20 protein-coding genes are annotated in these 25,251 nt (G+C 47.3%); 18 read left to right on the forward strand and 2 right to left on the reverse strand.

Annotation, left to right across the window (positions count from 1 at the left end; all coding sequences use genetic code 11):
• The first annotated feature begins 153 nt into the window (after positions 1 to 153).
• The 5 genes from DES35_RS03130 to DES35_RS03150 all read left to right on the forward strand — a co-directional run bounded on the left by DES35_RS03130 (position 154) and on the right by DES35_RS03150 (position 8,018).
• Positions 154 to 2,847, forward strand: coding sequence for a valine--tRNA ligase (locus tag DES35_RS03130; RefSeq protein ID WP_037355986.1), 2,694 nt, complete (start codon positions 154 to 156; stop codon positions 2,845 to 2,847).
• 3 nt (positions 2,848 to 2,850) lie between these two features.
• Positions 2,851 to 3,366, forward strand: a complete 516-nt coding sequence (tpx, locus tag DES35_RS03135) for a thiol peroxidase (RefSeq protein WP_037355988.1) — start codon at positions 2,851 to 2,853, stop codon at positions 3,364 to 3,366.
• A 211-nt stretch (positions 3,367 to 3,577) separates the two neighbouring features.
• Complete coding sequence (locus DES35_RS03140) at positions 3,578 to 4,042, forward strand: GAF domain-containing protein (protein WP_037356955.1); 465 nt, start codon at positions 3,578 to 3,580, stop codon at positions 4,040 to 4,042.
• Between the two features lie 3 nt (positions 4,043 to 4,045).
• Complete coding sequence (locus DES35_RS03145; RefSeq protein ID WP_037355991.1) at positions 4,046 to 5,335, forward strand: DEAD/DEAH box helicase; 1,290 nt, start codon at positions 4,046 to 4,048, stop codon at positions 5,333 to 5,335.
• A gap of 253 nt (positions 5,336 to 5,588) precedes the next feature.
• Positions 5,589 to 8,018 carry a ligase-associated DNA damage response DEXH box helicase gene (locus tag DES35_RS03150; RefSeq protein WP_037355994.1) on the forward strand — a complete coding sequence of 810 codons (2,430 nt, stop codon included), beginning with the start codon at positions 5,589 to 5,591 and terminating at the stop codon, positions 8,016 to 8,018.
• Positions 8,019 to 8,092: 74 nt separating this feature from the next.
• Here DES35_RS03150 and DES35_RS03155 read toward each other — a convergent pair whose 3' ends face one another.
• The gene (locus tag DES35_RS03155) at positions 8,093 to 9,166 is read right to left on the reverse strand and encodes a class I fructose-bisphosphate aldolase (protein WP_037355997.1); all 1,074 of its coding nucleotides are present in this window, start codon (positions 9,164 to 9,166) and stop codon (positions 8,093 to 8,095) included.
• Positions 9,167 to 9,362: 196 nt separating this feature from the next.
• On the opposite strand from DES35_RS03155, the gene purL reads away from it, so the two are divergent.
• From purL to DES35_RS03220, 13 genes are all read left to right on the forward strand, one after another.
• Positions 9,363 to 11,600 carry a phosphoribosylformylglycinamidine synthase subunit PurL gene (purL, locus tag DES35_RS03160; RefSeq protein ID WP_037356000.1) on the forward strand — a complete coding sequence of 746 codons (2,238 nt, stop codon included), beginning with the start codon at positions 9,363 to 9,365 and terminating at the stop codon, positions 11,598 to 11,600.
• Positions 11,566 to 12,018 (forward strand): DUF3299 domain-containing protein, encoded by a 453-nt coding sequence (locus DES35_RS03165; RefSeq protein WP_125039356.1) that lies wholly within the window; start codon positions 11,566 to 11,568, stop codon positions 12,016 to 12,018. The genes purL and DES35_RS03165 overlap by 35 nt, the downstream gene beginning before the upstream one ends.
• Positions 12,011 to 12,490 (forward strand): DUF3299 domain-containing protein, encoded by a 480-nt coding sequence (locus DES35_RS03170; RefSeq protein WP_235183041.1) that lies wholly within the window; start codon positions 12,011 to 12,013, stop codon positions 12,488 to 12,490. The genes DES35_RS03165 and DES35_RS03170 overlap by 8 nt, the downstream gene beginning before the upstream one ends.
• Before the next feature lie 19 nt (positions 12,491 to 12,509).
• Positions 12,510 to 13,739 (forward strand): RsmB/NOP family class I SAM-dependent RNA methyltransferase, encoded by a 1,230-nt coding sequence (locus DES35_RS03175; RefSeq protein WP_037356006.1) that lies wholly within the window; start codon positions 12,510 to 12,512, stop codon positions 13,737 to 13,739.
• Positions 13,732 to 14,556 carry an N-acetylmuramic acid 6-phosphate etherase gene (gene murQ / locus DES35_RS03180; protein WP_037356008.1) on the forward strand — a complete coding sequence of 275 codons (825 nt, stop codon included), beginning with the start codon at positions 13,732 to 13,734 and terminating at the stop codon, positions 14,554 to 14,556. Before DES35_RS03175 ends, murQ begins: the two co-directional genes overlap by 8 nt.
• Positions 14,553 to 14,801, forward strand: a complete 249-nt coding sequence (locus DES35_RS03185; protein WP_037356010.1) for a DUF6095 family protein — start codon at positions 14,553 to 14,555, stop codon at positions 14,799 to 14,801. Before murQ ends, DES35_RS03185 begins: the two co-directional genes overlap by 4 nt.
• 65 nt (positions 14,802 to 14,866) lie before the next feature.
• On the forward strand, positions 14,867 to 15,286 hold the full coding sequence (locus tag DES35_RS03190; RefSeq protein ID WP_051889114.1) for a hypothetical protein: 420 nt from the start codon (positions 14,867 to 14,869) through the stop codon (positions 15,284 to 15,286).
• A 4-nt stretch (positions 15,287 to 15,290) separates the two neighbouring features.
• Positions 15,291 to 17,381 (forward strand): carboxy terminal-processing peptidase, encoded by a 2,091-nt coding sequence (locus DES35_RS03195; RefSeq protein WP_114365752.1) that lies wholly within the window; start codon positions 15,291 to 15,293, stop codon positions 17,379 to 17,381.
• Complete coding sequence (locus DES35_RS03200) at positions 17,381 to 18,382, forward strand: ABC transporter permease (RefSeq protein WP_114365753.1); 1,002 nt, start codon at positions 17,381 to 17,383, stop codon at positions 18,380 to 18,382. The genes DES35_RS03195 and DES35_RS03200 overlap by 1 nt, the downstream gene beginning before the upstream one ends.
• Before the next feature lie 155 nt (positions 18,383 to 18,537).
• Entirely contained in the window at positions 18,538 to 19,257 is a 720-nt protein-coding gene (locus tag DES35_RS03205; RefSeq protein ID WP_037356012.1) for an MgtC/SapB family protein, read from the forward strand.
• 11 nt (positions 19,258 to 19,268) lie between these two features.
• Complete coding sequence (mgtE, locus tag DES35_RS03210; protein WP_114365754.1) at positions 19,269 to 20,648, forward strand: magnesium transporter; 1,380 nt, start codon at positions 19,269 to 19,271, stop codon at positions 20,646 to 20,648.
• Between the two features lie 26 nt (positions 20,649 to 20,674).
• Entirely contained in the window at positions 20,675 to 22,129 is a 1,455-nt protein-coding gene (omp85, locus tag DES35_RS03215) for an Omp85 family outer membrane protein (protein ID WP_114365755.1), read from the forward strand.
• Positions 22,130 to 22,277: 148 nt separating this feature from the next.
• Entirely contained in the window at positions 22,278 to 24,233 is a 1,956-nt protein-coding gene (locus DES35_RS03220; RefSeq protein WP_114365756.1) for an ABC-F family ATP-binding cassette domain-containing protein, read from the forward strand.
• Positions 24,234 to 24,273: 40 nt separating this feature from the next.
• On the opposite strand, the gene mdh is transcribed toward DES35_RS03220, so the two are convergent.
• Positions 24,274 to 25,203, reverse strand: a complete 930-nt coding sequence (gene mdh, locus DES35_RS03225; RefSeq protein WP_037356027.1) for a malate dehydrogenase — start codon at positions 25,201 to 25,203, stop codon at positions 24,274 to 24,276.
• Between the last annotated feature and the right edge of the window lie 48 nt (positions 25,204 to 25,251).

A 25,251-nucleotide genomic window follows, 5' to 3' on the forward strand; every position in this document is an offset into this window, starting at 1 on the left:
TAATCAGATTAAAACGCGCTGCTAAAATACAAATTTATTAAAACTGCTGAAGATTTTAAAAAAAATATATAACAATTCCTTGTTAACTCGAATAAGCGTTCTCTTGCATCACTTCCAATATTTTTGCCCATTGATTTTAACTATACGATTCGAATGCATATTCCTACCAAATACAGTCCAGCTGAAATCGAGCGTCGATGGAGACAGTTTTGGCAAGAAAACGACAGCTTTGCTTCCACACCCGACGAGCGTCCATCATATACCATCGTAATTCCACCTCCTAATGTGACTGGTGTATTGCATATGGGTCATATGTTAAACAATACCATTCAGGACGTTTTCGTCCGCCGGGCTCGAATGCGTGGTTTCAACGCATGCTGGGTGCCCGGTACCGACCATGCAAGCATTGCTACTGAAGCTAAAGTAGTAGCTATGCTCAGGGAAAAAGGTATTTCTAAGCATCAGCTCACACGCGATGAATTTCTCAGTCATGCTTTTGAATGGAAAGACAAATACGGAGGTATCATCCTTGAGCAGCTCAAGCTTCTGGGGGCTTCCTGCGATTGGAAGCGCACCACTTTTACCATGGACGACCATTACTATAGGGCGGTAATCCGCGTTTTTGTCGATTTGTACCATAAAGGATATATCTACAGAGGCCTTCGCATGATCAATTGGGATTGCGAAGCCCGTACTGCACTGAGCAATGAAGAAGTCAACTACAGTGAAGAAGGCGAACAAGTCACTTTCTATTATGTAAAATATCCCATTAAAGGCTCTGAACAGCACCTGACCATAGCCACTGTACGACCAGAAACCATCATGGGAGATGTGGCTGTAGCCGTCAATCCAACGGATGAAAGGTATGCTCATCTTATAGGACAAAAGGTTATAGTTCCACTCATCGGACGGGAAATTCCCATCATAGCCGATGAATATGTAGAAAAAGATTTCGGGACCGGATGCCTGAAAGTAACTCCTGCCCATGACCCCAATGATTACGAAATCGGCCTTAGGCACAACTTGCCCATTGTCGATATCCTCAACGACGACGGTACACTGAACGCCCTTTGTGAAATCCCGGAATTTGTTGGCCTCGACCGCTTCAAGGTGCGGGCACTCATGAAAGACAAATTGCAACAGGCTGGTCTTCTGGTAAAAACAGAAGAAACCACAACCCGTATTGGTCGCTCGGAACGCACCAATTCAGTAGTTGAACCCCGATTATCCCTTCAATGGTTCATCCGGATGAAGGAAATATCGTCCCGCGCTCTTCAGGTAGTTGAAAATGGAGATATACAACTCCATCCACCCAAGTTTATCAACACTTACCGACATTGGATGGAAAATGTAAAAGACTGGTGTATCTCGCGTCAACTCTGGTGGGGACACCGTATCCCGGCCTACTACTATGGCCCCGGGCAAGATGACTTCGTCGTAGCCGAAACCCTTGAAGAAGCCCTCCAGTTGGCTCGCAAAAAGTCGGGAAATCCGTATTTACAAGCCAATGACCTGACACAAGACCCCGATGTACTCGATACCTGGGCCTCTTCCTGGCTATGGCCACTGCAGGTCTTTGGCGGTTTCAACGACGATTGCTTTGACCACCAAACCGGCAAAATAAACCTGTCAAAAAATAAGGAACTCTCCTATTACTATCCCACCGAAGTACTCGTCACCGCCCCCGAAATTCTCTTCTTCTGGGTTGCGCGGATGATCATCGCCGGACTGGAATATACCGATACCATACCCTTTCGCCATGTGTATCTCACCGGAATAGTCCGCGACAATTTAGGCCGCAAAATGTCCAAATCCCTTGGCAACAGCCCTGACCCCGAACTGCTCATGGAGCGATACGGTACCGATGCCGTCCGCGTAGGCATGCTCTTCAGCTCCCCCGCCGGCAACGATCTGCTCTTCGATGAAAAACTCTGCGAACAAGGCCGAAACTTTGCCAACAAAATCTGGAATGCCTTTCGCCTCATCAGCTCCTGGACTCCCGCAGACCAACCCATGCGCGATTACGAGGCAGCCGCCACACATTGGTTCAGCCATCAACTCTCCCATTCCATTGCGCAGATTGACGACTCGTTCGAAAAATTCCGTATCTCCGAAGCCCTGCTCACCCTTTATGAGCTCATCTGGGATAAGTTTTGCTCATGGTATCTGGAATGGATCAAACCACCTCATGGTCAGCAGATTTCTGTCGAAGCCCTGCATTTCACAGAAAGCTACTTTTTCCAACTCATGCGCCTGTTACATCCCTTCATGCCATTTATCACCGAAGAAATCCATCGCCTTTCCAACCGCGATACCCGGCTCATCATGCAGACTCCATGGCCTCAGCCTAAAGAAGCCGATGCACAGGTCCTGGCCGATTTTCAACGCTATGCCGAGATGGTATCAGCCGTACGAAATTTCCGCAACACTGAGCAAATCCATCCTAAAGAAAAAATCACCCTTCACATTCACCCCTCTCACGAGCACATCCTCCGCCATCCATTTCTGAACCTGCTCACCAAACTCGCCGGACTTCACAGCATCCTCACCACACCCCCCACTACCACAGCCACCAAGACATTCCTGGCCGCAGGTATCGAATTTCTGTATCCCATCGACGAGGCCTCTGTCGACCTAAGTCAGGAAATCGAAAAAATCCAGCAGGAGCTCGACTACACCCGCGGATTTCTCGACGCGGTACTTCGCAAGGTCAACAACCCCAAATTCATGGAAAATGCACCTGAAAAAGTCCGCGAGCTCGAGCTTAAAAAGAAATCCGATGCCGAAGCCAAAATCGAAACCCTCACCCGACGACTCAACCAGCTCACCAAACTAAATACCCAATAAACCATGGCAACCATCACCTTCAAAGGCAACCCCGTACACACCATCGGTACCCTGCCCCCCGCAGGCAGTCAACTGCCGGCCTTCACCCTTACCGACACCTCCCTGCACGAGGTGACTAATCAAAATTTTAAGGGCAAGTATCTCGTTATGAATATTTTTCCATCGGTCGATACCGGAGTTTGTGCCGCCAGCGTGCGACAGTTCAATCAACAGGCAGCTGCACTTCCCAATGTAGCAGTGTTGTGCATCTCGCGCGACCTTCCCTTTGCACATAAGCGCTTTTGCGGAGCAGAAGGCATCGAACACGTAGTCAGCGCAAGCGACTTTCGAAATCCTCAATTTGCCATCGACTATGGTGTACTGATGACCGATGGTCCTTTGGCCGGCCTGATGAGCCGTGCTGTAGTCGTGGCCGACCCCTCTGGTCGCGTTATATATACTGAGCAAGTACCCGAAATAGCTCAGGAACCTGACTACCAGGCCGCCATCAGCGCCATCACCAGCCATACTACTCAATAGAGTTAAACTCTTAGTATTAAATGATTTGGGCGTGCCCCCGCGCGCCGGCCACCTTCGAGTGGCCCTACCGCGCGGGGTCGGGCTGCTCCGGGGTGCGCTTCGCTCCCGTGCTGCGCACCGCCCTGCGGGCGCCCTTCGCATCCCTCACGCATCCACCCGCCTGAAGCCCCCACCAGGCAAATCCCAATTGGTCAAACCAAATAAACCAGTCATGAGCGTACAATCCGTAAAACAAAAAATCGAAAGTATCCTAAACTCCACTACCGATTCCAACGCAGCACTTTCTGCTATATGTCAGACCCTCCATGCTGACATTCCCCATATGGATTGGGTGGGTTTTTATTTTATGAACGACGAAAAACAACAACTCGAACTGGGGCCTTACGTAGGCGAACCTACCGAACACACGCTCATTCCTTACGGTCGCGGCATCTGCGGACAAGTAGCTCAAACCGGCCAGACGCTGAATGTACCAGACGTAAGCAAGTCTGACAACTACCTGGCTTGCAGCCTGAAGACCAAAAGCGAAATTGTTATACCCCTGTACACCACCTCAGGCCGCCTCATCGGCCAGCTCGACATCGACTCCCATGTACTCAACCGCTTCGACCCCCCTACAGCTGAATTTCTCGAAGAAATTTGTACCTTGATCAGCAAGAGACTCTACAATCATTGACCCATGACCTTCGAAGAGCTCAATCTGGTACCCGAACTAAAGGAAGCCATTGATTACATGGGGTTTACCCGGCTGACCGAAATCCAGGAGAAAACCTTCCTGCCGGTAGTACAGGGCCGCGACGTGCTCGGACTTGCTTCTACAGGCTCCGGCAAGACACTTGCCTTTTGCCTGCCATTGTGCCAGCTGCTGCTTACGATTTCTACACCGGCTGGGGTTCTTGTCATCAGCCCGACACGTGAGCTCTGCATCCAGACAGCCCGGCATTTGCAGGGGCTTACGTATCCGACGCGACTCCACGCCGAAGCCGTCTACGGGGGCAGCGATGCAGGGGCATTCGAGCGCGAAAAACAAGCCTTCGAAAATCGCGTAGATATCATCGTGGCTACCCCGGGCCGCTTGCTGGCTCATATGCGAAATGCATATATGGATTTGAGTTTTTACCGATATCTGGTCCTTGATGAGGCTGATAAGCTATTGGATATGGGCTTTTTCGAAGATATCATGCTAATAGCTTCCAAGCTCCCTGATCGGCGACAAAACCTGCTTTTCAGTGCCACTATGTCGCCCCGGATTCGAAAACTAGCTGACCTTATCCTCCGGGAGCCGGTAGAGGTGTCGCTCGCTGTGGCCAAACCTGCTTCAGGAATCGATCAGAAAGTCGTGCTCATCCACGAAGATTTCAAAATCCAATACCTCATCCACCTGCTGAAGTCCTTGCCCTCCGATGAACAGGCCATTGTGTTTTGCGGGAGAAAGAAACAGCTCACCGCCTTGGAGCGAAAACTGCGGAATGCCGGCCTCAGTGCCGGGATTATCTCCTCCGAACTCAATCAGCAAGAAAGGGAGAAGGTCATGGACGAATTCAAGGCCAAAAAGCTCAGGGTGCTGATTGCGACCGATGTCCTGGCCAGGGGAATCGATATCTCTGACCTCAGCGTGGTGGTGAATTTCGATGTGCCGCCCACGGCCGACGACTATATACACCGCATCGGGCGAACGGCCCGGTACGACAGGCGAGGATCCGCTATCACCCTTGTCGGGCCGGCTGAAACCGGTAAATTTTACTTTATCGAAAAAAAATTGGGCATCGCCGTGCCCAAAGTGCATCCTGGCGAATCATTCGGCCCGCATATAGAATGGATAATTCCTTCAAAGCCCGGGAAAAAATCGAAAAAGAAACCCATCCACCAACCTAAACAAACAACGGACCCGACTCAGCCTGCTCCCTCGAAAAAACCCCGATTTAAGAAAAAACCACTTACCAAAAAATCCGGACTTAAGGACTCCTGATGGGCCTCGGTGCTCATGGCTCGGTTGCGTATGTGCAGACGGGGAGGTGGGCAAACCACTGCCCGTGGGGTGTCAGCCTCCGGCTGATGCGTGAGGGATGCGGAGGGCGCCCGCAGGGCGGTGCGCAGCACGGGAGCGAAGCGCACCCCGGAGCAGCCCGACCCCGCGTGTGAAGGCCTCCGCAAGCGGGCCGGCACGCGGGGGCACGCCCTGAAAAAAAACTATTGGCCATGCTTTGGAGTTTCTTTGCTGTATGGGCAGGCAAGAGAAATTTTTGATCGAGCAATGGTTTTCGGAGCAAGGGTGGAGGGCATTTGCTTTCCAGAGAATGTGTTGGGAGTGTATGGTGGATGGGTCATCGGGCATTGTAAATGCTCCTACGGGCAGTGGAAAGACGTATTCGGTACTGGGCGGTGTGCTGGAAGGGCTGAAAGAGGCACCCGCAGGTGGGATTAAGTGTCTGTGGATTACGCCGATAAGGGCTCTGGCCAAGGAAATTGAGCTCAGTGTGGGAAGGGCATTGGTAGGCTGTGGACTGCCGTGGTCGGTGGGTATCCGAACAGGTGACACGGAGCCTTCCGAACGACGCATGCAGGGACGAGCGATGCCGGATGTACTGGTGACTACGCCCGAGAGTTTGCACCTGATGATAGCTGGTAAGGATGCGTTGAGGTGGTTGAGTGGGGTTCGTTTTGTGGTGGTGGACGAATGGCACGAGCTGATGGGCAGTAAGCGTGGTGTGCTTCTGGAGCTGGCACTTAGCTGGCTGAAAGTGGTGTGCTCTGGTTTGCAAATTTGGGGTATTTCGGCCACAATAGGTAATTTGGAAGAGGCATTAGGCGTATTGCTTGGGTCGGATGGTTCGAAGGGCAGATTGATTCAGGCGGGGGTGAAGAAGTGCATCGAGGTGCGGCCGGTGTTACCGGATAGCATTGAGGTGATGCCTTGGGCGGGTCATCTGGGGATTCGGCTGCTGGATAAGGTAGTACCCATAATTATGAACAGCAAGAGTACATTGGTTTTTACCAATACGCGTTCGCAGTGTGAGATTTGGTATCAGAAACTGCTCGAGGCGGCTCCTGAACTGGCAGGGCAAATTGCTATGCACCACAGCAGCATCAGCCGAGAAATCAGGCATTGGGTGGAGGATGCATTGTACGATGGCCAGTTGAAGGCGGTGGTGTGTACTTCGAGCCTGGACCTGGGTGTTGATTTCAGGCCGGTGGAGACGATAGTGCAGATTGGCAGTCCAAAGGGTGTGAGCCGATTTATGCAGCGGGCAGGCAGGAGCGGGCACAGGCCGGGGGAGGTGAGTAGAATTTACTTTGTGCCTACTCACACACTTGAGTTGGTAGAATCGGCTGCTCTGCGAGAGGCAATTGAAAGCAATGTAATAGAGCCCAGGGAGCCGTATGTGAGATCGTTTGATGTATTGGTACAATGGCTGGTGACGCTGGCTGTTGGTCCTGGATTCAGGAGCGAGGAGGTGCTGCGTCAGGTGCGGAATACGCATGCTTTCAGTAGCATCAGCTATGAGGAATGGATGTGGTGTCTGGCATTTGTGACTACCGGGGGGAAGACACTGGAGGGGTACGACGAATTTAAAAAAGTGGAGCTTGCCGAAGATGGGAGGTATGTGGTGCGAAGCAGGCGCGTGGCCATGCGCCATCGACTTGGCATAGGGGCTATTGTGAGCGATGCAGTAATGCGGGTAAAGTTTCTGAACGGAGGTTTTGTGGGTACCATCGAAGAGTGGTTTATCAGCAGGCTGAAGCCCGGTGATGTCTTTTGGTTTGGCGGAAGAAGTCTGGAGTTGGTCAGGGTGAAAGGGTTAGATGTGACCGTGCGGGCCAGCCACCAAAAAGAAGGTATGGTGCCAAGCTGGATGGGCGGTAGGATGCCGCTCTCGGCACAGTTGGGCAAAGTGCTTCGAATGAAACTGCAAGAGGCTTTTGAGGACAGGGCTGTGGATGAGGAATTGAGATTGATTGGGCCTCTGTGGCGTCTTCAACTGGAGCGCAGTACTATACCGGCTGCCGATGAGCTGCTGATGGAGTATCTGGTGGATAGGGAGGGGCATCATTTGTTTGTCTATCCCTTTGAGGGTCGCAATGTGCATGAGGGTATGGCATCGCTGCTGGCATGGAGGCTGTCTCTTTTTGGTCCGATGTCGTTTTCAATCGCTATGAACGACTATGGATTTGAGCTGCTTTCACCGGATCCGATACCGATAGAGGAGGGATTGGACTCAGATGTGTTTTGTACGGAGCATTTGGAAAGGGACATCTGGCAAAGTGTAAATGCCACAGAGATGGCTCGAAGGAAGTTCAGGGATATTGCTGCTATAGCGGGATTAGTATTCAGGGGGTATCCGGGTATGCCGGTTAAGGAGAAGCATTTGCAGAGCTCATCGGGTTTGATTTTCACTACTCTTTCGGCATATGAGCCCGACCATCTGCTGCTGAGGCAGGCCTATGATGAGGTGCTGCAATTTCAGCTTGAACAAGGTCGGATGTATCAGGCGTTTGAGCGGATACGCAAGAGTAAAATTGCGTTGAAGAGGATTGAGAGGCCGACGCCGTTTTGTTTTCCAATTTTGGTAGATAGGTTACGTGAGCGGCTCACCACAGAATCGCTGGAGCAGCGGATTGAAAAAATGCTGAAAGATGCGGGTGTAGGGTAGAGGCCTTCCGACGGAGGATCAGCAAAAAGCCGGCACGAAGGCCGGCTTTGATAGGTTATGCGATTTGGACAAAGTCAGGCGATGGTGATTTGAGGGTCTAGATAGACATCCTGAATAGCATGGAGCAGTGCTACGCCTTCGGCCATGGGTTTTTGGAAGGCCTTTCGACCGGAGATAAGCCCCTGGCCACCAGCGCGCTTGTTGACCACAGCGGTGTAAACGGCATCGGCCATGTCGCTGGCGCCTTTTGACTCTCCTCCAGAGTTGATCAATCCTGCACGTCCCATGTAGCCGTTGGCTACCTGGTAGCGGGTCAGGTCGATGGGATGTTCGGTGGTGAGTTCTGTGTAGATTTTTTCATCGAGCTTGCCGTAAGAGGAGCCGCCGGTATTGAGAGCTTTGTAGCCCCCATTGATGGTGGGAAGTTTTTGTTTGACGATATCGGCCTGAATGGTTACACCTAGATGATTGGCCTGTCCGGTAAGGTCAGCTGCTGTGTGGTAATCTTTTCCATCGCGTTTAAATGCTGAATTTCGTGTGTAGCACCACAGGATGGTGGCCATGCCGAGTTCGTGGGCAAAGGCGAAGGCTTCTGCTACTTCCACGATCTGACGGCCGGACTCTTCGCTGCCGAAATAGATGGTAGCACCTACAGCCACGGCTCCTAGATTCCAGGCCTCTTCGATGGTGCCAAACATGATTTGGTCGAATTTATTGGGATACGTGAGGAGCTCGTTGTGGTTAATTTTGACGATAAAAGGAATTTTATGAGCGTATTTTCTGGCGGTAGAGGCCAATACGCCAAAGGTGGAAGCCACGCCGTTGCAGCCGCCTTCTATGGCCAGGCGTACGATGTTTTCGGGATCGAAATAAGCTGGATTTTTTGCAAAGGAGGCTCCGGCACTGTGTTCGATGCCCTGGTCGACCGGCAAAATGCTCAGGTACCCGGTATTGGCCAGGCGACCGTGGCCATATAGTGCCTGCAGGCTGCGTAGTGTTTGGATATTTCTGTTGCTTGGTCCGAAGATTCTATCCACAAAATCCGGCCCTGGCAGGTGAAGGTTTTCCTTGCGGATGGTCTTGCACTCGTGATTGAGCAGGTACTCAGCCTGAGAACCAAGTAGATTCACAATTTCTGCGTGCGTCATGATGGTTGAATTTTGATCTGGTTTGTGGACAAAGGTATGTGCTGCAAGCGTTGGAATTATGAGATTAGTTTGGTAGAATAAAAGTTTACTTTACAAAAGCCGGCTGGAGAGTGCATAGAAGTGGCAAGGGTTATTTTTCCGGGCCGATGGTAGGATTGGGCACCTATCTTTGTGGCCGAATCTTTCCTAATTTCGAATGAATACTGCACTATATCCGCCAATTAACGCTTCGACTGCCAAAGAACTCGGACTACTGGAAGAGGAATTTGAGAAAATTAAGGAATTGCTGGGCAGGGAGCCCAACTTTACCGAATTGTGTGCATACTCTGCTATGTGGTCAGAGCATTGCTCATATAAGAATTCCATTGTTTGGCTTAAGACCCTGCCAAAAGACGGACCACACATGCTGGTAAAGGCCGGTGAAGAAAATGCCGGTTTGGTAGATATTGGAGATGGTTATGGATGTGCGTTTAAAATCGAGTCGCACAACCATCCTTCGGCCCTGGAACCTTATCAAGGTGCAGCCACAGGAGTGGGGGGTATCAATCGTGATATTTTTACCATGGGAGCCAGACCTATTGCCTTGCTAAACAGTTTGCGCTTTGGCGAACCGGAGTTGGAGCGCACCAAATGGCTGGTAAAAGGCGTTGTAAAAGGCATCGGCGACTACGGCAATGCTTTTGGAATACCAACTGTGGGAGGTGAGACCTACTTTGACAAATGCTACAACCAAAATCCACTGGTTAATGCCTTTTCAGCCGGTATTGTTAAAACAGATCGCATTATCAGAGCTAAGGCCGAAGGAGTGGGAAATCCCGTTTTTATAGTTGGCGCCAGCACTGGCAAAGACGGAATTCACGGTGCTTCTTTTGCTTCCAAAGACCTGACCGAAGATTCGGCAGATGACATTCCCGCAGTACAGGTAGGTGACCCCTTTATGGAGAAGCTCTTGCTCGAGGCTACGATGGAACTTGCCGAGACCGATTATGTAGTTGGAATGCAGGACATGGGAGCAGCCGGTATCATTTGTTCTACCTCTGAAATGAGTGCTGCCGGCAAGCATGGAATGAGGATACACCTGGATCGGGTTCCGCTACGTCAAAAAAACATGGAACCTTGGGAAATATTGCTTTCCGAAAGCCAGGAACGCATGTTGGTGGTGGTGAAAAAAGGTCATGAAGACCAGGTAAAAAAAATCTATGACAAATGGGACATTCATTGTGAACAGATTGGGGAAGTAATCGAAGGTGACAGGCTGTATTTTTACTGGCATGATGAGTTGATAGCTGACCTGCCTGCCAGCACACTGGTGCTTGGAGGCGGGGCTCCCGTGTATTACAGGGAATTCAGGCAGGCTGCCTATTACAGTGAGCTCTTGGACTTCGACATCAATGCGGTACCAGAGCCGAAGGATCTGAAAGAAACAGCCAGAAAAATCCTGTCGCTGCCCAATGTGGCGAGTAAAAAATTCATTTACGAGCAATACGACTCTATGGTAGGTACTGTAAACATGAGCACCAACAGACCTACCGACGCGGCTATCGTAAATCTAAAAGGCACTAACAAGGCCCTTGCTATGACGGTGGATTGTAATCCACGCTTTGTATGGGCGGACCCTGAAATCGGCACTATGATGGCTGTGAGCGAGGCAGCCAGAAATATAGTGGTTTCCGGCGGTATACCATCGGCCGTGACCAATTGCCTGAACTTTGGAAATCCTTATAACCCAGAGGTATATTGGCAGTTTGTAGGGGCCGTAAAGGGAATGGGAAAGGCCTGTGAAACTTTTAAAACTCCTGTCACCGGGGGTAATGTGAGTTTTTATAACCAAACAGTACTCAAAGACCGGGTTGAGCCGGTTTTTCCCACGCCTACTATCGGAATGATAGGAATCGTTGAGGACAAAAAGCACATTACCACCATACCGTTTAAACAAAAAGGCGATTTGATTTATCTGGTGGGCACGGTAAGAGAAGACATCAATCAATCCCAGTATCTGGTACACATTCACGGAATCGAAAAATCCCCTGTACCACAATTTAGCCTTGAAGAGGAATATGCCCTTCAGGAGCAGTTGAAAATTACAATCCGACAAGGATTGATTTGCAGTGCTCACGACATATCAGAAGGTGGACTGTGGGTCACTTTGATGGAAAAAGCACTAACCAGTGGCCTGGGATTTGACATTACCCTGCCAGCCGAAATCCGCAAGGACGCATACCTCTTTGGAGAAGGGCCTTCTCGCGTAGTGGTCACCGTAAAGCAGGACGACGAAACTGCCTTCATCGATTCGATGATGCTCAATGGTGTAGATTTTGATTTACTGGGACATGTGACGAAAGGCAGTATCCGCATAGATGATGAAGACTGGGGTCATGTGGAAGATTACCGAAATCTGTATGAAAATTCACTTACCGATATACTTCTTTCGTAAAGAGCTCTTTACACTGGCGATGATTGTAACATTTCACGCGGCCAACGGGCAGAAGATTCTGACCTGGTTTGTATTGACACAGACCCTCTCTGGTGAAGACCCTGCGCGTCCCGGAGTTTATGCACCAGTCTTTTCGCCCGAACTTGAAAAGCTCAACGGTCAGGAAGTCATCCTAACTGGCTATGTAATACCACTCGATATGGGAAATAATACCTACGCCTTGTCAAAAACACCTTTTTCAAATTGTTTTTTTTGTGGGAAAGCCGGTATCGAGACGGTAGTAGGTTTAAAATTCAAAAACCGCCAAAGTAAATTTCTGGTAGATCAATTCATTGTGGTCAAAGGGATATTGAGACTCAATAAGCATCCGAACGGAGATTTTATTTACTATCTTGAAAATGCAGAATTACATGGCTAAAATGAGTAGTGCAAAGGCAATAGCGCTAGTTTTAGGCCTAAGTATCGCTCAACTATGGGCCATATCAGTACAAGGTCAAGAAAATCAGGGACCAATAAAAATAACCTGGAAGACCCTGCAGGATGTCCAATTCAAAGAAAGATACTACAAAGAGGCTGAAGCCTGGTTCCTTTTTCCGACCTTTGGCAAGTCGCTCAAAAATTTGGATGGGAAGCAAGTTGAAATCAAAGGATATGTGATTCCAATAGATGCAGAGGGTGGACTTTATGCACTTTCGGCATTTCCATTCAGTGCCTGTTACTTCTGCGGTGGGGCAGGACCGGAATCGGTAATGTCTCTGAAACTGAAAAAGGGTCATCGGCGGTACAAGACCGATGACGTGGTTACCTTCAGAGGCATCTTTAAGCTCAACGACACCGATATCAACGATTTTAATTACATTCTTCGAAATGCTGAAGAGGTAAGGAATTAACAGCCACACCTACATCCCGTTGAAAAAACAAAATACATACCCTCGGTTGTATCCGAATCTGGTGGGAGGAGTGATCGAAGCGATCGAAACCATTTTTGGCAGGGATGTGTACGCCGATAAGGTTATTGAAAGACTTTTTAAATCCAATAAAAAATGGGGAGCCCGCGACAGAGCCTTTGTGGCTGAAAGCGTTTATGAAATTGTGCGCAATTGGAGGCTCTTATGGTATCTGGCAGGAGAGGAACCTAGTCTGAAGCGAAAAAAACTGTATAAAATATTTGCTTTGTACCGCATCATAAGTGACAAACCATTGCCTGCCGACGACAAGTGGTCCGATGTGGTAGAAAACAAAAAAGAGATAGAAGCAAAAATCCACCATATAACTGACGCAGAAATAAAGCACTCCTTCCCGGAGTGGTTGGCTGATTTGCTGAGCAGAAACCGACCTTACTGGCCGGAGCTGGCTGCAAAGCTTAATGAACCAGCTGGCCTTCACATTCGGACCAATACTTTGCTAACCACACGAGATGAATTGCTACAGATTCTCAATTCCGAAGGTATTGATGCGAAGCCTCTGTCATATTGTGAGACAGGGATTGAGTTACTTCAACGGGTCAACGTTTTCAGATTAGAGAGCTTTCAACGTGGCCTGTATGAGGTGCAGGATGGGGGTTCACAACTGATTGCTCCGTTTCTGCAGCCAAAGCCCGGGGAACGTATTATAGACGCCTGTGCAGGTGCCGGAGGTAAAACACTACACATGGCAGCTCTCATGCACAACAAGGGTCAAATCATCGCTATGGATGTAGAAGAACACAAACTGCAGGAGCTTCGCAAGAGAGCAGCTCGCAATAGGGTGGATAATGTGGAAGTGCGTTTGATAGAAGGCACAAAGACGATCAAACGTCTGCATCACACAGCTGACAAGCTTTTGCTCGATGTGCCTTGTACAGGGACAGGAGTACTTCGTCGCAATCCGGATACTAAATGGAAGCTCAGAGAAGAATACTTTCAACGCGTTCTCAGTATTCAAAAAGAAATTCTCGACACCTACACCGACATGTTACGCCCGGGAGGTTTTATGGTATATGCCACCTGTTCGCTGATAGAGGATGAAAATCAAAAACAGGTTCAAAACTTCCTGGACCGAAAAAAGGGAGAATATACACTTATAAGAGAACACCAACTGCTACCAACAGAGCTGGATGCAGATGGATTTTATATGGCATTGATTATGAAAAATGAATGAATTTCAACGCATAACAGAGCAAGACTCGCCCTACAGGCATTTGGAGCAGAAGACTCTCCGAGAACTATTGGAAATCATCAATCGCGAAGACCAAACAGTGCCCATTGCAGTTCAGCAGGCCATTCCACAGATAGAAGCTCTCGCAAGCGCTGTTTACCAGAAGCTCGCTGAGGGAGGGAGGCTATTTTACATAGGAGCGGGCACCAGCGGAAGACTTGGCATAGTGGATGCCAGTGAATGTCCACCCACGTTTGGAGTACCACACGGTATGGTCATCGGACTGATAGCAGGCGGTGATGGAGCTATCCGTAGAGCGGTCGAATTTGCTGAAGATGACGAAAAAGGAGCCTGGCACGACCTGTTGGAATACGGCATTTCGGAAGCCGATATAGTAGTGGGGATTGCTGCATCAGGCACGACACCGTATGTGGTTGGAGGGTTGGAACAATGCCGGAAAAACGGTATCCTCACCGGCTGCATCACCTGCAATCCAGGGTCGCCGGTCACCCGGCAAGCAGATTTCCCGGTGGTAGTAGTTACCGGTCCTGAAGTAGTGACCGGAAGCACACGTATGAAAGCCGGCACTGCTCAAAAGCTCGTACTCAATATGCTGACTACCTCAGTGATGATAAGGTTGGGTAGAGTAGAGGACAACAAAATGGTGCGAATGCAACTGGCCAACAACAAGCTCATCGATCGCGCAACGCGAATAGTTTCCGAAAAACTCAATATTTCTTATGAAAAAGCACGGATGCTGGTGTTGAATTCAGGTGATGTAAAATCGGCTATATCTTTGTATAAAAATCAAGGCCAATGAATTTCAATCGGTCAGACAGACCACATTCCAACAAAGAGCAGCTCATCAAAGGTGCTACCTTGATGTTTGGTTCATTGCCATTTGTGTTTAGTGGACCGGTGTTGTTTTATTTTATTGGTTTTCCCTTGCTCGACGAAGGTAAAACCTGGGGGATACTACTCTCAACGGTTTTTAGTATTACTGCAATCAGCCTATTCGTGGCTGGGTTGCTCCGTGTATTAAAAGGTTTTTTTGATGCCCGATAAGAGCGCTACGGGATTTTACGTTTATGAACCGAAATATTGCGTTTTAGAAGTTTTTTATCAACATTGTGCAGGAAAACGTTGATGCATTGAACGACCAAAAACTCAAATCGCTCGATACTTTGCATATCCCGGTCTGGTTGGCCAAAGATATTGCATGGATTTTAGTGTACAAGCCACTGGGAGTGGCCATGATTCTACCAGCTGTTTTTATTGCGGTGTATATCTGTATTAAGACCATTAGTGAAAAATTGCTTTTTTTTCAAAACCTTGCCATCCTATTCTGGATTAGTGCCAACAGTACCTGGATGGCTGGTGAGTTCTTTGATTTTAGCTATAAAGGTCCGGCTATGGTGCTCTTTCTGTTGGGAGTAATCTCTATCGCCCGTCACTACTACCTTGAAGTAAAGCTCAAGCCAGCTGAATTAACAAAACCGTATTTTGCGCGTTTCTTTTCAAAGAACCAAACTACACAAAAACCGTATTGATTTCATGATTCGAAAAAAAATCTTCCGCTCTGTTTATTCCCTATGGGCTGTATCTTTTGCTCTGATTAGCTGTATTCCGGGAAGTACACAAAACAAGGTTCAACAGCGCGAGAGACTCATTCTGCAGATTACCTTCTCAGCATTGTTCAATCAGCATTTGCAGCCGCCTGAGGCCAATCTTTTATTTTCAAACAGGGTCTTTGAAAAAGCCCTTGAAAACTTTGATGTTTCCAGGCGCTTTTTCCTTAAATCAGACATAGATGAATTTTCTGGTTTTAAAGGTTCGATGGTAAAATTGATGAAGGAGGGTGATGTTGCCTTGTTTGAGCGCATGTATGAGCGGATTCAGAAGCGAATTTCAGAAGCCGAACGACTGGCCTTCGCCATACTGGATGAGCCTTTTCAATTCAACAAAAAAGAGATCTATGAAACAGATGAGCTGAAAAGTGACTTTGCCAAAAACCAAAAGGAACTTGATATAAAGTGGAGAAAATATCTCAAATACAGAGTTTTGGTGCGATTGTATGAGTCTGTAGATCACGACACATTGGGCGAAACCATGCCTGAAATTACAGCCGAAGCTGAAATGGAAGCGAGAAACAAAGAAAAAGAACAAATGAAGGAATGGTTTGATATGCTCAAAGAGATGGACCGAAACGATTGGTTTGGCCAGTACATCAATGCATATGCGCACAATTTTGACCCACATACAGAGTATTATCCGCCACAGCGTCAGGAGGACTTTGAAATTGAAATGACAGGACAATTTGAAGGAATTGGAGCCCAATTGGTCTCCAGAGACGGTTATGTAACCATAGAACGCATAGTACCAGGCAGTGCCAGCTGGCGTCAGGGTGAATTGGAAGAAGGCGATAAAATTCTCCGAGTAACTCAGGAAAATGGCGAATCGGTAGACGTAACCGGAATGAACATTCAAAAGGTGGTGAAACTGATTCGCGGTAAAAAGGGAACAACCGTCACTCTCACGGTACGCAAGGCAGATGGCAGCCGGAGAGATATCAGCATAGTACGTGATGTAGTGGAGATGGAGGCAGCTTTTGCCAGGTCGGCGATTTCGGAATACAATGGAAAGAAAATCGGTTATATCCGACTACCAAAGTTTTATGTAGATTTTTACAAAGAAACCAACCGAAACTGTGCTCTGGATATGCGTGCAGAAGTAGAAAGACTTAAAAACGAAGGTGTGGAGGGCATTATCATAGACCTACGAAACAATGGTGGCGGTACTTTGGAAGGTGCTATTGATATTGCCGGGTTGTTTATTCCATCGGGACCTGTGGTGCAAGTAAAAGCGACCGGTCAACAGGCCAGAGTGCTTTCAGACAGGGATCCTTCAATAGTGTACGACGGACCTCTGGTCATTCTGGTGAATCACTTCTCTGCAAGTGCCAGCGAGATTTTTGCAGCTGCCATGCAAGACTACGGAAGAGCTATAATCGTCGGTTCGAACAAAACGTTTGGGAAAGGTACCGTCCAAAATATGCTTGACTTTGACAGGGCAGTAAATTTTGCCGGAAGAGAATTTCGTCCATTAGGTTCATTGAAAATCACCATACAGAAATATTACCGCATCAACGGGGGCACACCCCAGCTAAAAGGAGTAACGCCGGATGTGATATTTCCGGACCAATACAGCTATATTGACTTCGGAGAACGCGAACTAAAAAATGCCATTGCATACTCTGAAATATCTCCAGCCCCTTTTAATCGCTGGACCCAAAACAATACCTTCCCCAAAGCCATACAAAATGCCAGAGAACGAATTGAAAACAACCCCAAGTTTATTCTCATGGACCAGTATGCCCGCTGGCTGGCAGATAACCGGGAAAAATCTTCTATTTCTCTTCGTTTTGAAGACTATGTGAGCTATCAGAGGATGCTTAAAGAGCGCGCTACGAAGTACAAGGATGTGTATGTAAGTACTGACAGTATACCTTTTAATATTCCCGGCTCCACCGTGGATGAATTGACAAGAAAAGGCGATGACCTGCGGGAGTGGAAAAAGTGGGTGGGCGATTTGAGCAGAGATGTGCAGTTGCAGGAAGCCCTGAAAGTCATCTATGATATGAGGTAATGAGAGACAGAAAAAGCAGCCGACATCCCCTCAAGAGTCTTCCGGTGGTGTTGATAGCTTGCTTTATAGCATTGGCCTTTTCTTCATATTTCTTACCCGATAAAAAGCCAGGAGCCTACGATCACATACAACTGGAATATTCCTTATTGCCACCTCTGACGCGGGTTCAATTTCTTTTTCTGGAAGAAAATCCCGAATCTGATGTTGAGAGAATAATTCCATACGACAGTCTTTTTTTAGATTCAGATGGAATCGAGCACTATTTTTCCAAAAGGAAAAAGGTGTACAGCAACTATCATCGTCAACAGACTGCACAGCAACATAGCCGTTTGTTTCTGTTGGGTACTGACAGATTTGGCCGTGATTTGTTTGCCCGGGTAGCGTACGGCAGCAGAGTATCGCTTTCCATTGGATTTCTGGCCATGATGGTTAGTCTATTGGTGGGCGTTCCATTGGGTGCAATTGCCGGCTACCTCGGAGGACTTGCAGATAGGGTTATCATGTGGTTGGCCTCTGTGATGTGGAGTGTACCATCTATTATGCTTGTAATGTCATTTACGTTGGTTTTCGGCAAATCTCTTGTACAGGTATTTGTAGCAGTCGGTATTACCATGTGGGTAGATGTGGCCCGTACCGTCAGGGGTAAAGTACTTACTTTGAGAAACAAAGAGTACATTTTAGCTGCGCAAATCTGCGGTTTGTCCTCGTTCCGAATTTTGGCAGTGCATATTTTCCCCAATATTTTAGGTCCGATTTTGATTTTAGCAGCAAGTCATTTCTCTACTGCAGTATTGCTTGAAAGCGGCATCAGTTTCCTCGGTCTGGGGGTACAACCCCCCACCCCATCATGGGGAAATATCATCAGAGACCACTATCCGTATTTGTTGATGGGTAAGCCATGGGTTGTGATACTTCCCGCGATTTGCATTGTTGGATTGATATTGAGTTTAATTTCACTAGCCAATCGTCTAAGAGACCATTTTGATGTGAGCTCATATTAGTGGTAAAGGTTCTTGTTTTTACCCGGCGAATTAAGAAGTCATTCTAATGATTTTCTAATACTTTTCTAATGTGCATCTAATATCATCTTGAAAATCAACATTTTAATTTTGCAACTCCTTTTAGAAAAGCATAGAAATCTGCAAATTCTGAAACGATGACCATCTGGATTTTTTCCCAACGATTGCTGTTTGCTGCGCTAATGGGAGCTTTGATTGGTCTTGAGCGCCAATGGAGACAGAAAAGCGCCGGATTGCGTACCAATACTCTCGTGGCTCTTGGTTCTGCAGCTTATACGCTTATATCATTGGCACTTACTGCCGGAAATGAGGAGGTATATACCGGTGATTCTACCAGGGTAATAGGTCAGATAGTAACAGGTATTGGTTTTCTGGGAGGTGGTGTAATACTGCGCGATGGGTTAAACGTGCAGGGACTCAATACAGCGGCTACCATATGGTGCTCTGCGGCAGTTGGCGCATTGTCCGGATGTGGTATGCACTGGCTGGCATTGATCACTGCCGGAGCTGTCGCCGGTACTCATCTGCTGCTCAGACCATTGGGTGGTTGGATCAACAGGTTCCCTTCAGCTAAGGAAGATTCAGGAATATTTCAATACGTTCTTTATGTAAGTTGCAAAGAACACGTTGAAAATTTGATAAGAGTCAGAATCGTAAATTTCATCAAAAGAGATAATCATCTTCAATTAAGGTCACTCAAGAGTTCGGAAACCATCTCCGGTCAGTCTGCTATTGAGGCACAAATTGCTGCCTCCGGGAATCACCATTCAGAGGTTGAAAGCCTGGCTGGCCAACTCACACTTGAATACGGAGTGATGGAAGTAAAATGGGAGGCAAACAATATCAATGAAGCGTAAAAAATAGGGAAATGAGTGCAGAAGAGCTGAAAGATTTGGTCAAGGGATTTGAACGGGTAGAAAAAGTCATCGAACTGGTACCTCTACTGAAAAGAATGCCTGTGGTAGAGGTGGCTGAGATTCTCAGCGATATTGATGAAAACTATCTGCTGAGTGTGCTTGATTACTTCTCGCCTAGTCAACAGGGCCTGATAGTAGCAGAATTTCACATTACCAAGCAACTGGAAATTTTTAAAAACACCTCCAGAAAACGGTTTTCTTTGATCTTTGAGCACATGCCGTCTGAGGCAAGAGCAGACCTCTTTCAGCATCTTACTCAACAGGAGCAAGCTGAACTACTGCCATATCTGCGAAAAAAAACCCGTGAAGACGTCATACACCTTTCTGCTTACCCTCCGGAGACCGCAGGGGGAATTATGAGCACCGATTTTGCAACCGTTCGCATCGACATGACGTGTGCAGAGGCGATCGAATCGGTCCGGCAAGATGCTCCCTCCAAGAAGACAATTTACTACAGTTATGTAGTAGACAAAGAGATGAAGCTTCTCGGTTTTATAACGTTGAAAGATCTGATTCTGGCAGCTCCGGATACATTGGTAAGGGATGCAATGCATACGGAATTTGTCTATGTACGAGTGACTGACGACCGGGAGGATGTAGCGGGTAAAATTGAAAAATATGACCTGGTGGCCATACCTGTAATCAATCACATAGGCCAGATCGTCGGGATAGTGACCCATGAGGAAGCCATAGATGTAATTCGCGCCGAACATACCGAAGACATGCAGAAGTTTATGGGCATCATCGAAGCCAATAAAGATTTTGATTACTTGGGAACCAGCAGCCTTGAACATTTCAAGCGCAGGGCTGTGTGGGTCATTTCCCTTGCAGCGCTCGGAATTGTGTCGGGTATGATCATTCACCGATACGAAAGCGCTATAGAAAAGCTGTTAATACTTGCTTTGTACATGCCAATGGTGGCCGATACCGGTGGTAATGCCGGTAGTCAGGCAGCTACAGTCGTTGTCAGAGCGCTCGCCCTGGGCCAACTCAGCTTCAAAAACTGGCTCCAGGTAATCTGGAAAGAGACCAAGATTTCCTCTCTGCTGGCCATCTGTCTCGGTTTGCTGGCCTTTGGGAAGGTCATGTTTCTGAGCTGGGAAACTGATATTCCAACGAAATTTTCCCTTTCTGTAGTCGCTTCTGTCATTGCGCTTGCGCTTTCGCTACAAGTGATATCCTCCACAGTAATCGGTGCCCTGCTGCCATTAATTGTGAAAAGATTTGGTGGCGACCCTGCCGTAGCAGCCAGCCCGGCGATTACCACCGTGGTGGATATCACAGGATTACTGATCTATTTCGGAGTGGCTACTACCTTTTTCAATCTGTAAAATATTAACCTAAACATCAATATGTTATGAAATTCAGATGGATTTTAGTGTCTGTAATTTTTTCCTTGGTCTCTACAGCTCAGGTGACCGTAACCGAACCTACGGAAGATAAACTACCATTTTATATCGATCCTTCTAAGCGAATGCCGGATTCAGATTTAGAGGATAAAAAAGAAGGATTTTTTATAACAGGAGTACCCAGATTTGAATTTGACCCGATCAGGGGCTTTGGCATTGGAGGAAATGCATTTTTATTTTGGAACAATTCTAAAGATGATCCCTTTTTTGAATATACCCCTTACCGGCATAGTCTCAATGCAGAATTTTTTATCTTTCAAAACGGAAGAGTTCGCTATGCACTGAATTATGACGCGCCCTATCTGTTTAATTCCAAATGGAGGGTGAGAGCTGATGCGGTACTTTGGGAAGATCCAAATGCGCAATACTGGGGAATCGGACGCGACTACATCAGGCCGCTGAGATTTACCGACAAGCAAACCGGGCTGAACAGGGAGTTCAGAAGTGTAAATGAGTACGAAGACAACCTCCGTATCGCTACCTTGGGACCTGATGGCAACTATTATACTGATATCAATTACAACAGCATGATTCAGCGCGAGCAACTGTACAATCTTTTGGCTGAAAGAGTGCTAATGGGCGGAAAACTCAGACTTATGTTTGGATTTGAAGCACTGTTTACATCTTTTTCATCTTACCAGGGTGAAGTGTTTAAAGTTGAAAATCAGGAAGGAGAAAAGGTAGAAGCCATCCACAATGAAACCTTAATCGATAAGCAAATTGCTGACGGTACATGGGAGAGATTTAACTTAACCGGGTTTACAGGAGATGACAGCTATCGCTTTACCTCCATGCTGGCTTGGGCAGTGATTTACGATACCCGTGATTTTGAACCAGACCCATCAAGTGGAATATTCCTGCAATATTCCCATGAATACTCTGACCGTTGGTTCGGTTCAGACTTTAGCTTTAACAAGTTTATGCTTCAGGCTCAATACATAGCCACACTTCACAGATGGAAAGGCAATAAGAACAGAATCACATTTGCCGGCCTGGCAGCTTTTGGTCACATCTTCGGCAGCAGTATCAACTTTATAGAAATGTGGGATCTGAGCTCACAGGCAGAGGCAGGGGGAATTCTGGTCTTAGGTGGCGGCAGATCCATCAGAGGATTCAGAGAAGCCCGATTTCTGGCGCCCACGGTTACATTGGTCAATCTGGAGCTTCGCACCCGATTTTACGAGTTCAAAGTCGGAAAACAGCATTTTTCACTTGGCATCACTCCGTTTTACGACTTCGGATCGGTTTTCGATAACCCTCGCCAGCTGAGTCTTACCAAATGGGTAGGTGCTCCGGGAGCTGGTGCACGAATCAACTGGAATCAGTCCACGATCGTACGCCTTGACTATGGACTAAGCCGTGAAGGGGGGCAGTTCTTCTTTGGTTTCGGACATATTTTCTAACCATTCCACTTTTTCTGTGATGAGGCATGATTGAATTCATCATTATGGATTAGACCGGGAATCGAATTTCCCGGTTTTTTCTTCAAAAAAACCTTATTTTACCAATGGATTAATGAAGTACTCTTTAATTGCCGGATAATTTTGCCAAATGGTTTCCGTACAGCAACTCACCGTCGAGTATCCTTCGAAAACATTGTTTAAAGACATCAGCTTTTTGATCAATCCCGGAGAAAAAGTGGGTCTGGCCGGCAGGAATGGAGCGGGAAAATCTACTTTGCTAAAAATCATAGCTGGTGAGATGAGCCCACACAGCGGCATTGTATCCCGACCTAAGGAAATTTCAATTGGCTTTCTTCCGCAAATTCTTCCGCTGCCCGAAGGTAAAACAGTTAGACAGGAAGCTGAGTCGGCTTTGGAAGACCTGAAAGATATCCAAAGGAAGATCGACCATATCAACATACAGTTGAGCACCAGAACTGACTACGAAAGCGACGACTATATGCGTCTGGTACAGCAAATCAGCGATCTGACCCATACATTTCAGCTATTAGGTGGATATGAAACCGGTGGAAAAGTAGAGCGGATTTTAAAAGGGCTGGGATTTTGCGATGCAGACCTCGACCAACCGCTAGAGACCTTTAGCGGAGGCTGGAGGATGCGGGTAGAACTCACTAAACTATTGCTTCGCCCGCACGAGCTCCTGCTGATGGATGAGCCTACCAATCACTTAGATCTGCAATCCATCCTTTGGCTTGAAAACTTCCTGAAAAACAGCGATAAGGCACTCATTCTCATCAGTCATGACAAGGCATTTCTCGACAACGTAACTACGCGTACGCTAGAAATATCCGGAGGAAAGCTATATGACTACCCAGTGCCTTACAGCAGTTTTTTGGAACTGAGAAAAGAACGTATCGAACACCAGCAGTTGCAGCGAAAAAATCAAGAAAAGGAAATCAAAGAGACCCGTCAGCTAATTGACCGCTTTCGGGCTAAAGCCACCAAGGCCTCCTTTGCTCAAAGTCTGATTAAAAAACTCGATCGGATGGAACTGGTGGAAGTTGATTCAGAAGATATCAAGACCATGCATTTCAGATTTCCTCCGGCTCCCCGAAGTGGAAAGGTAGTCTGCAAAGCAGAAAATGTTTCCATATCCTTTGGTGAAAAACAGGTGCTCCGCGATGTGAATTTTGAAATTGAAAGAGGTGAAAGAGTAGCCTTCGTCGGCAGGAACGGGCAAGGTAAAACCACCATGGTAAAGCTTATCCTAGGAGAGCTGAAAGGTTCCGGTCATCTTACCCTCGGTCACAATGTTCAAGTTGGATATTATGCCCAGGAGCAACATCTTTCAGGCGAGGCAGATCTGACCTTGCTCGAAGTCATAGAAAATGCAGCACCCGATGAACTCAGGCCAAAGGCGCGCAATCTGTTGGGAGCTTTTATGTTTTCTGGTGATGACGTCTATAAAAAAGTAAAAGTACTTTCCGGTGGCGAACGAGGCAGGCTGGCTCTTTGCAAGCTATTGTTGCAACCGGTAAACTTGCTCATTCTCGATGAGCCTACCAATCACCTTGATATTGCCAGTAAAAATGTTTTGAAGCAAGCTCTGCTTGATTTTGAAGGCACACTGATATTGGTAAGCCACGACCGCGACTTTTTGCAGGGATTGGCGAATACTGTCTTCGAATTTCAGGGAGGTCAAGTCAAAGAATGGCTTGGTGATATAGAAAGTTTCTTACAGGAGAAGCAAAAAGAAACTTTTAGAGACTACGAATCAACGTCAAAGACGGATACGGCGCATTTGGCCAACACTCATTCCAGGACATCCGATAAGAATACCGTTAAGCTGCAGAGAGAGCTCAAAAAGGTTAGTCAACAGATAGCTGCGTTGGAAGAAAATATTCAACAAACCGAAATTGAAATCAGCAATTTGGAGACCCAAATGTCCGTTCCGGAATTCTTTACATCCGAAAGTGGTCACTGTTTGGTGAAAGCTTACGAAGACAACAAGGCCAGACTTGAAACCTTGATGAGCGAATGGGAGCAACTTACCGGGAAGTACGAGCTTCTGAGCCGGAAGCTTAAAAAAGAAGAGGCCGTATGATGCCATACGACCTCTTGAGAATATATCCCGAAGATGTGAATTAATTCATATTGTCGAGCACGTCCATCATTTCTTTTACGGCAGCAGCACTGGCATAAAGTAGTTCTTTTTCCTGTTCGTTTAGTTTGAGTTCTACAATTTTCTCTATTCCGTTTTTACCTAGTACAACAGGCACTCCTACATAAATATCCTTCAGTCCGTATTCGCCTTGCAGCCAGCTACAAACCGGGAAGACCCTTCTCTGATTTCTCACCACAGCTTCTACCATTTGAGCAGCTGCTGCACCCGGAGCATACCAGGCCGAAGTACCCAGCAATTTTACAATTTCACCACCTCCGAATTTGGTTCTTTCGATGATGGCGTTGAGTCTGTCTTCATCGATGAGTTCAGTCACAGGAATACCGCCTACGGTGGTATACCTGGGCAGAGGTACCATAGTGTCTCCGTGGCCTCCCATCAGCACAGCCTGAATGTCTTTTGGCGAAACATTTAATTCCGTAGCAAGAAACGCTTTGTAACGGGCAGTATCCAGAATGCCTGCCATGCCAAAGACCTTTCTGCTGTCCAGACCAGAGGTTTTATAAGCACAGTAGGTCATTACATCGAGAGGATTGGATACTACTATGATGATGGCATCGGGAGAATGTTTGATGATATTTTCGGTTACAGATTTTACGATACCGGCATTGGTGGCAATCAGGTCATCGCGGCTCATTCCGGGCTTACGAGGAAGTCCGGAAGTGATCACGACCACATCGCTATCTTTGGTAGCGGTGTAGTCGTTGGTCACACCTGTAATTCGGCTATCGTACATGTTGATAGGGGCAGTTTGCCACATATCGAGTGCTTTGCCCTCGGCGAAACCTTCTTTAATGTCAAGCAAGACAATTTCTTCAGCCAATTCTTTTTCTGCACAAACGTTAGCGCAGGTAGCACCGACATTTCCAGCGCCTATTACGGTTATTTTCATTTGATTTGAGTTTAATTATTTGCGTTCAAATGTAAAGGAGAGGTCAAA

Source organism: Schleiferia thermophila (assembly GCF_003337435.1).
Taxonomy (GTDB): domain Bacteria; phylum Bacteroidota; class Bacteroidia; order Flavobacteriales; family Schleiferiaceae; genus Schleiferia; species Schleiferia thermophila.

Bases quoted from the DNA above. Each gene is read 5' to 3' on its own strand.
- DES35_RS03130 (WP_037355986.1), top strand. From the start codon at position 154: ATGCATATTCCTACCAAATACAGTCCAGCTGAAATCGAGCGTCGATGG.
- tpx (WP_037355988.1), top strand. From the start codon at position 2,851: ATGGCAACCATCACCTTCAAAGGCAACCCCGTACACACCATCGGTACC.
- DES35_RS03140 (WP_037356955.1), top strand. From the start codon at position 3,578: ATGAGCGTACAATCCGTAAAACAAAAAATCGAAAGTATCCTAAACTCC.
- DES35_RS03145 (WP_037355991.1), top strand. From the start codon at position 4,046: ATGACCTTCGAAGAGCTCAATCTGGTACCCGAACTAAAGGAAGCCATT.
- DES35_RS03150 (WP_037355994.1), top strand. From the start codon at position 5,589: ATGGGCAGGCAAGAGAAATTTTTGATCGAGCAATGGTTTTCGGAGCAA.
- DES35_RS03155 (WP_037355997.1), bottom strand. From the start codon at position 9,166: ATGACGCACGCAGAAATTGTGAATCTACTTGGTTCTCAGGCTGAGTAC.
- purL (WP_037356000.1), top strand. From the start codon at position 9,363: ATGAATACTGCACTATATCCGCCAATTAACGCTTCGACTGCCAAAGAA.
- DES35_RS03165 (WP_125039356.1), top strand. From the start codon at position 11,566: ATGAAAATTCACTTACCGATATACTTCTTTCGTAAAGAGCTCTTTACA.
- DES35_RS03170 (WP_235183041.1), top strand. From the start codon at position 12,011: ATGGCTAAAATGAGTAGTGCAAAGGCAATAGCGCTAGTTTTAGGCCTA.
- murQ (WP_037356008.1), top strand. From the start codon at position 13,732: ATGAATGAATTTCAACGCATAACAGAGCAAGACTCGCCCTACAGGCAT.
- DES35_RS03185 (WP_037356010.1), top strand. From the start codon at position 14,553: ATGAATTTCAATCGGTCAGACAGACCACATTCCAACAAAGAGCAGCTC.
- DES35_RS03195 (WP_114365752.1), top strand. From the start codon at position 15,291: ATGATTCGAAAAAAAATCTTCCGCTCTGTTTATTCCCTATGGGCTGTA.
- DES35_RS03200 (WP_114365753.1), top strand. From the start codon at position 17,381: ATGAGAGACAGAAAAAGCAGCCGACATCCCCTCAAGAGTCTTCCGGTG.
- DES35_RS03205 (WP_037356012.1), top strand. From the start codon at position 18,538: ATGACCATCTGGATTTTTTCCCAACGATTGCTGTTTGCTGCGCTAATG.
- mgtE (WP_114365754.1), top strand. From the start codon at position 19,269: ATGAGTGCAGAAGAGCTGAAAGATTTGGTCAAGGGATTTGAACGGGTA.
- omp85 (WP_114365755.1), top strand. From the start codon at position 20,675: ATGAAATTCAGATGGATTTTAGTGTCTGTAATTTTTTCCTTGGTCTCT.
- DES35_RS03220 (WP_114365756.1), top strand. From the start codon at position 22,278: ATGGTTTCCGTACAGCAACTCACCGTCGAGTATCCTTCGAAAACATTG.
- mdh (WP_037356027.1), bottom strand. From the start codon at position 25,203: ATGAAAATAACCGTAATAGGCGCTGGAAATGTCGGTGCTACCTGCGCT.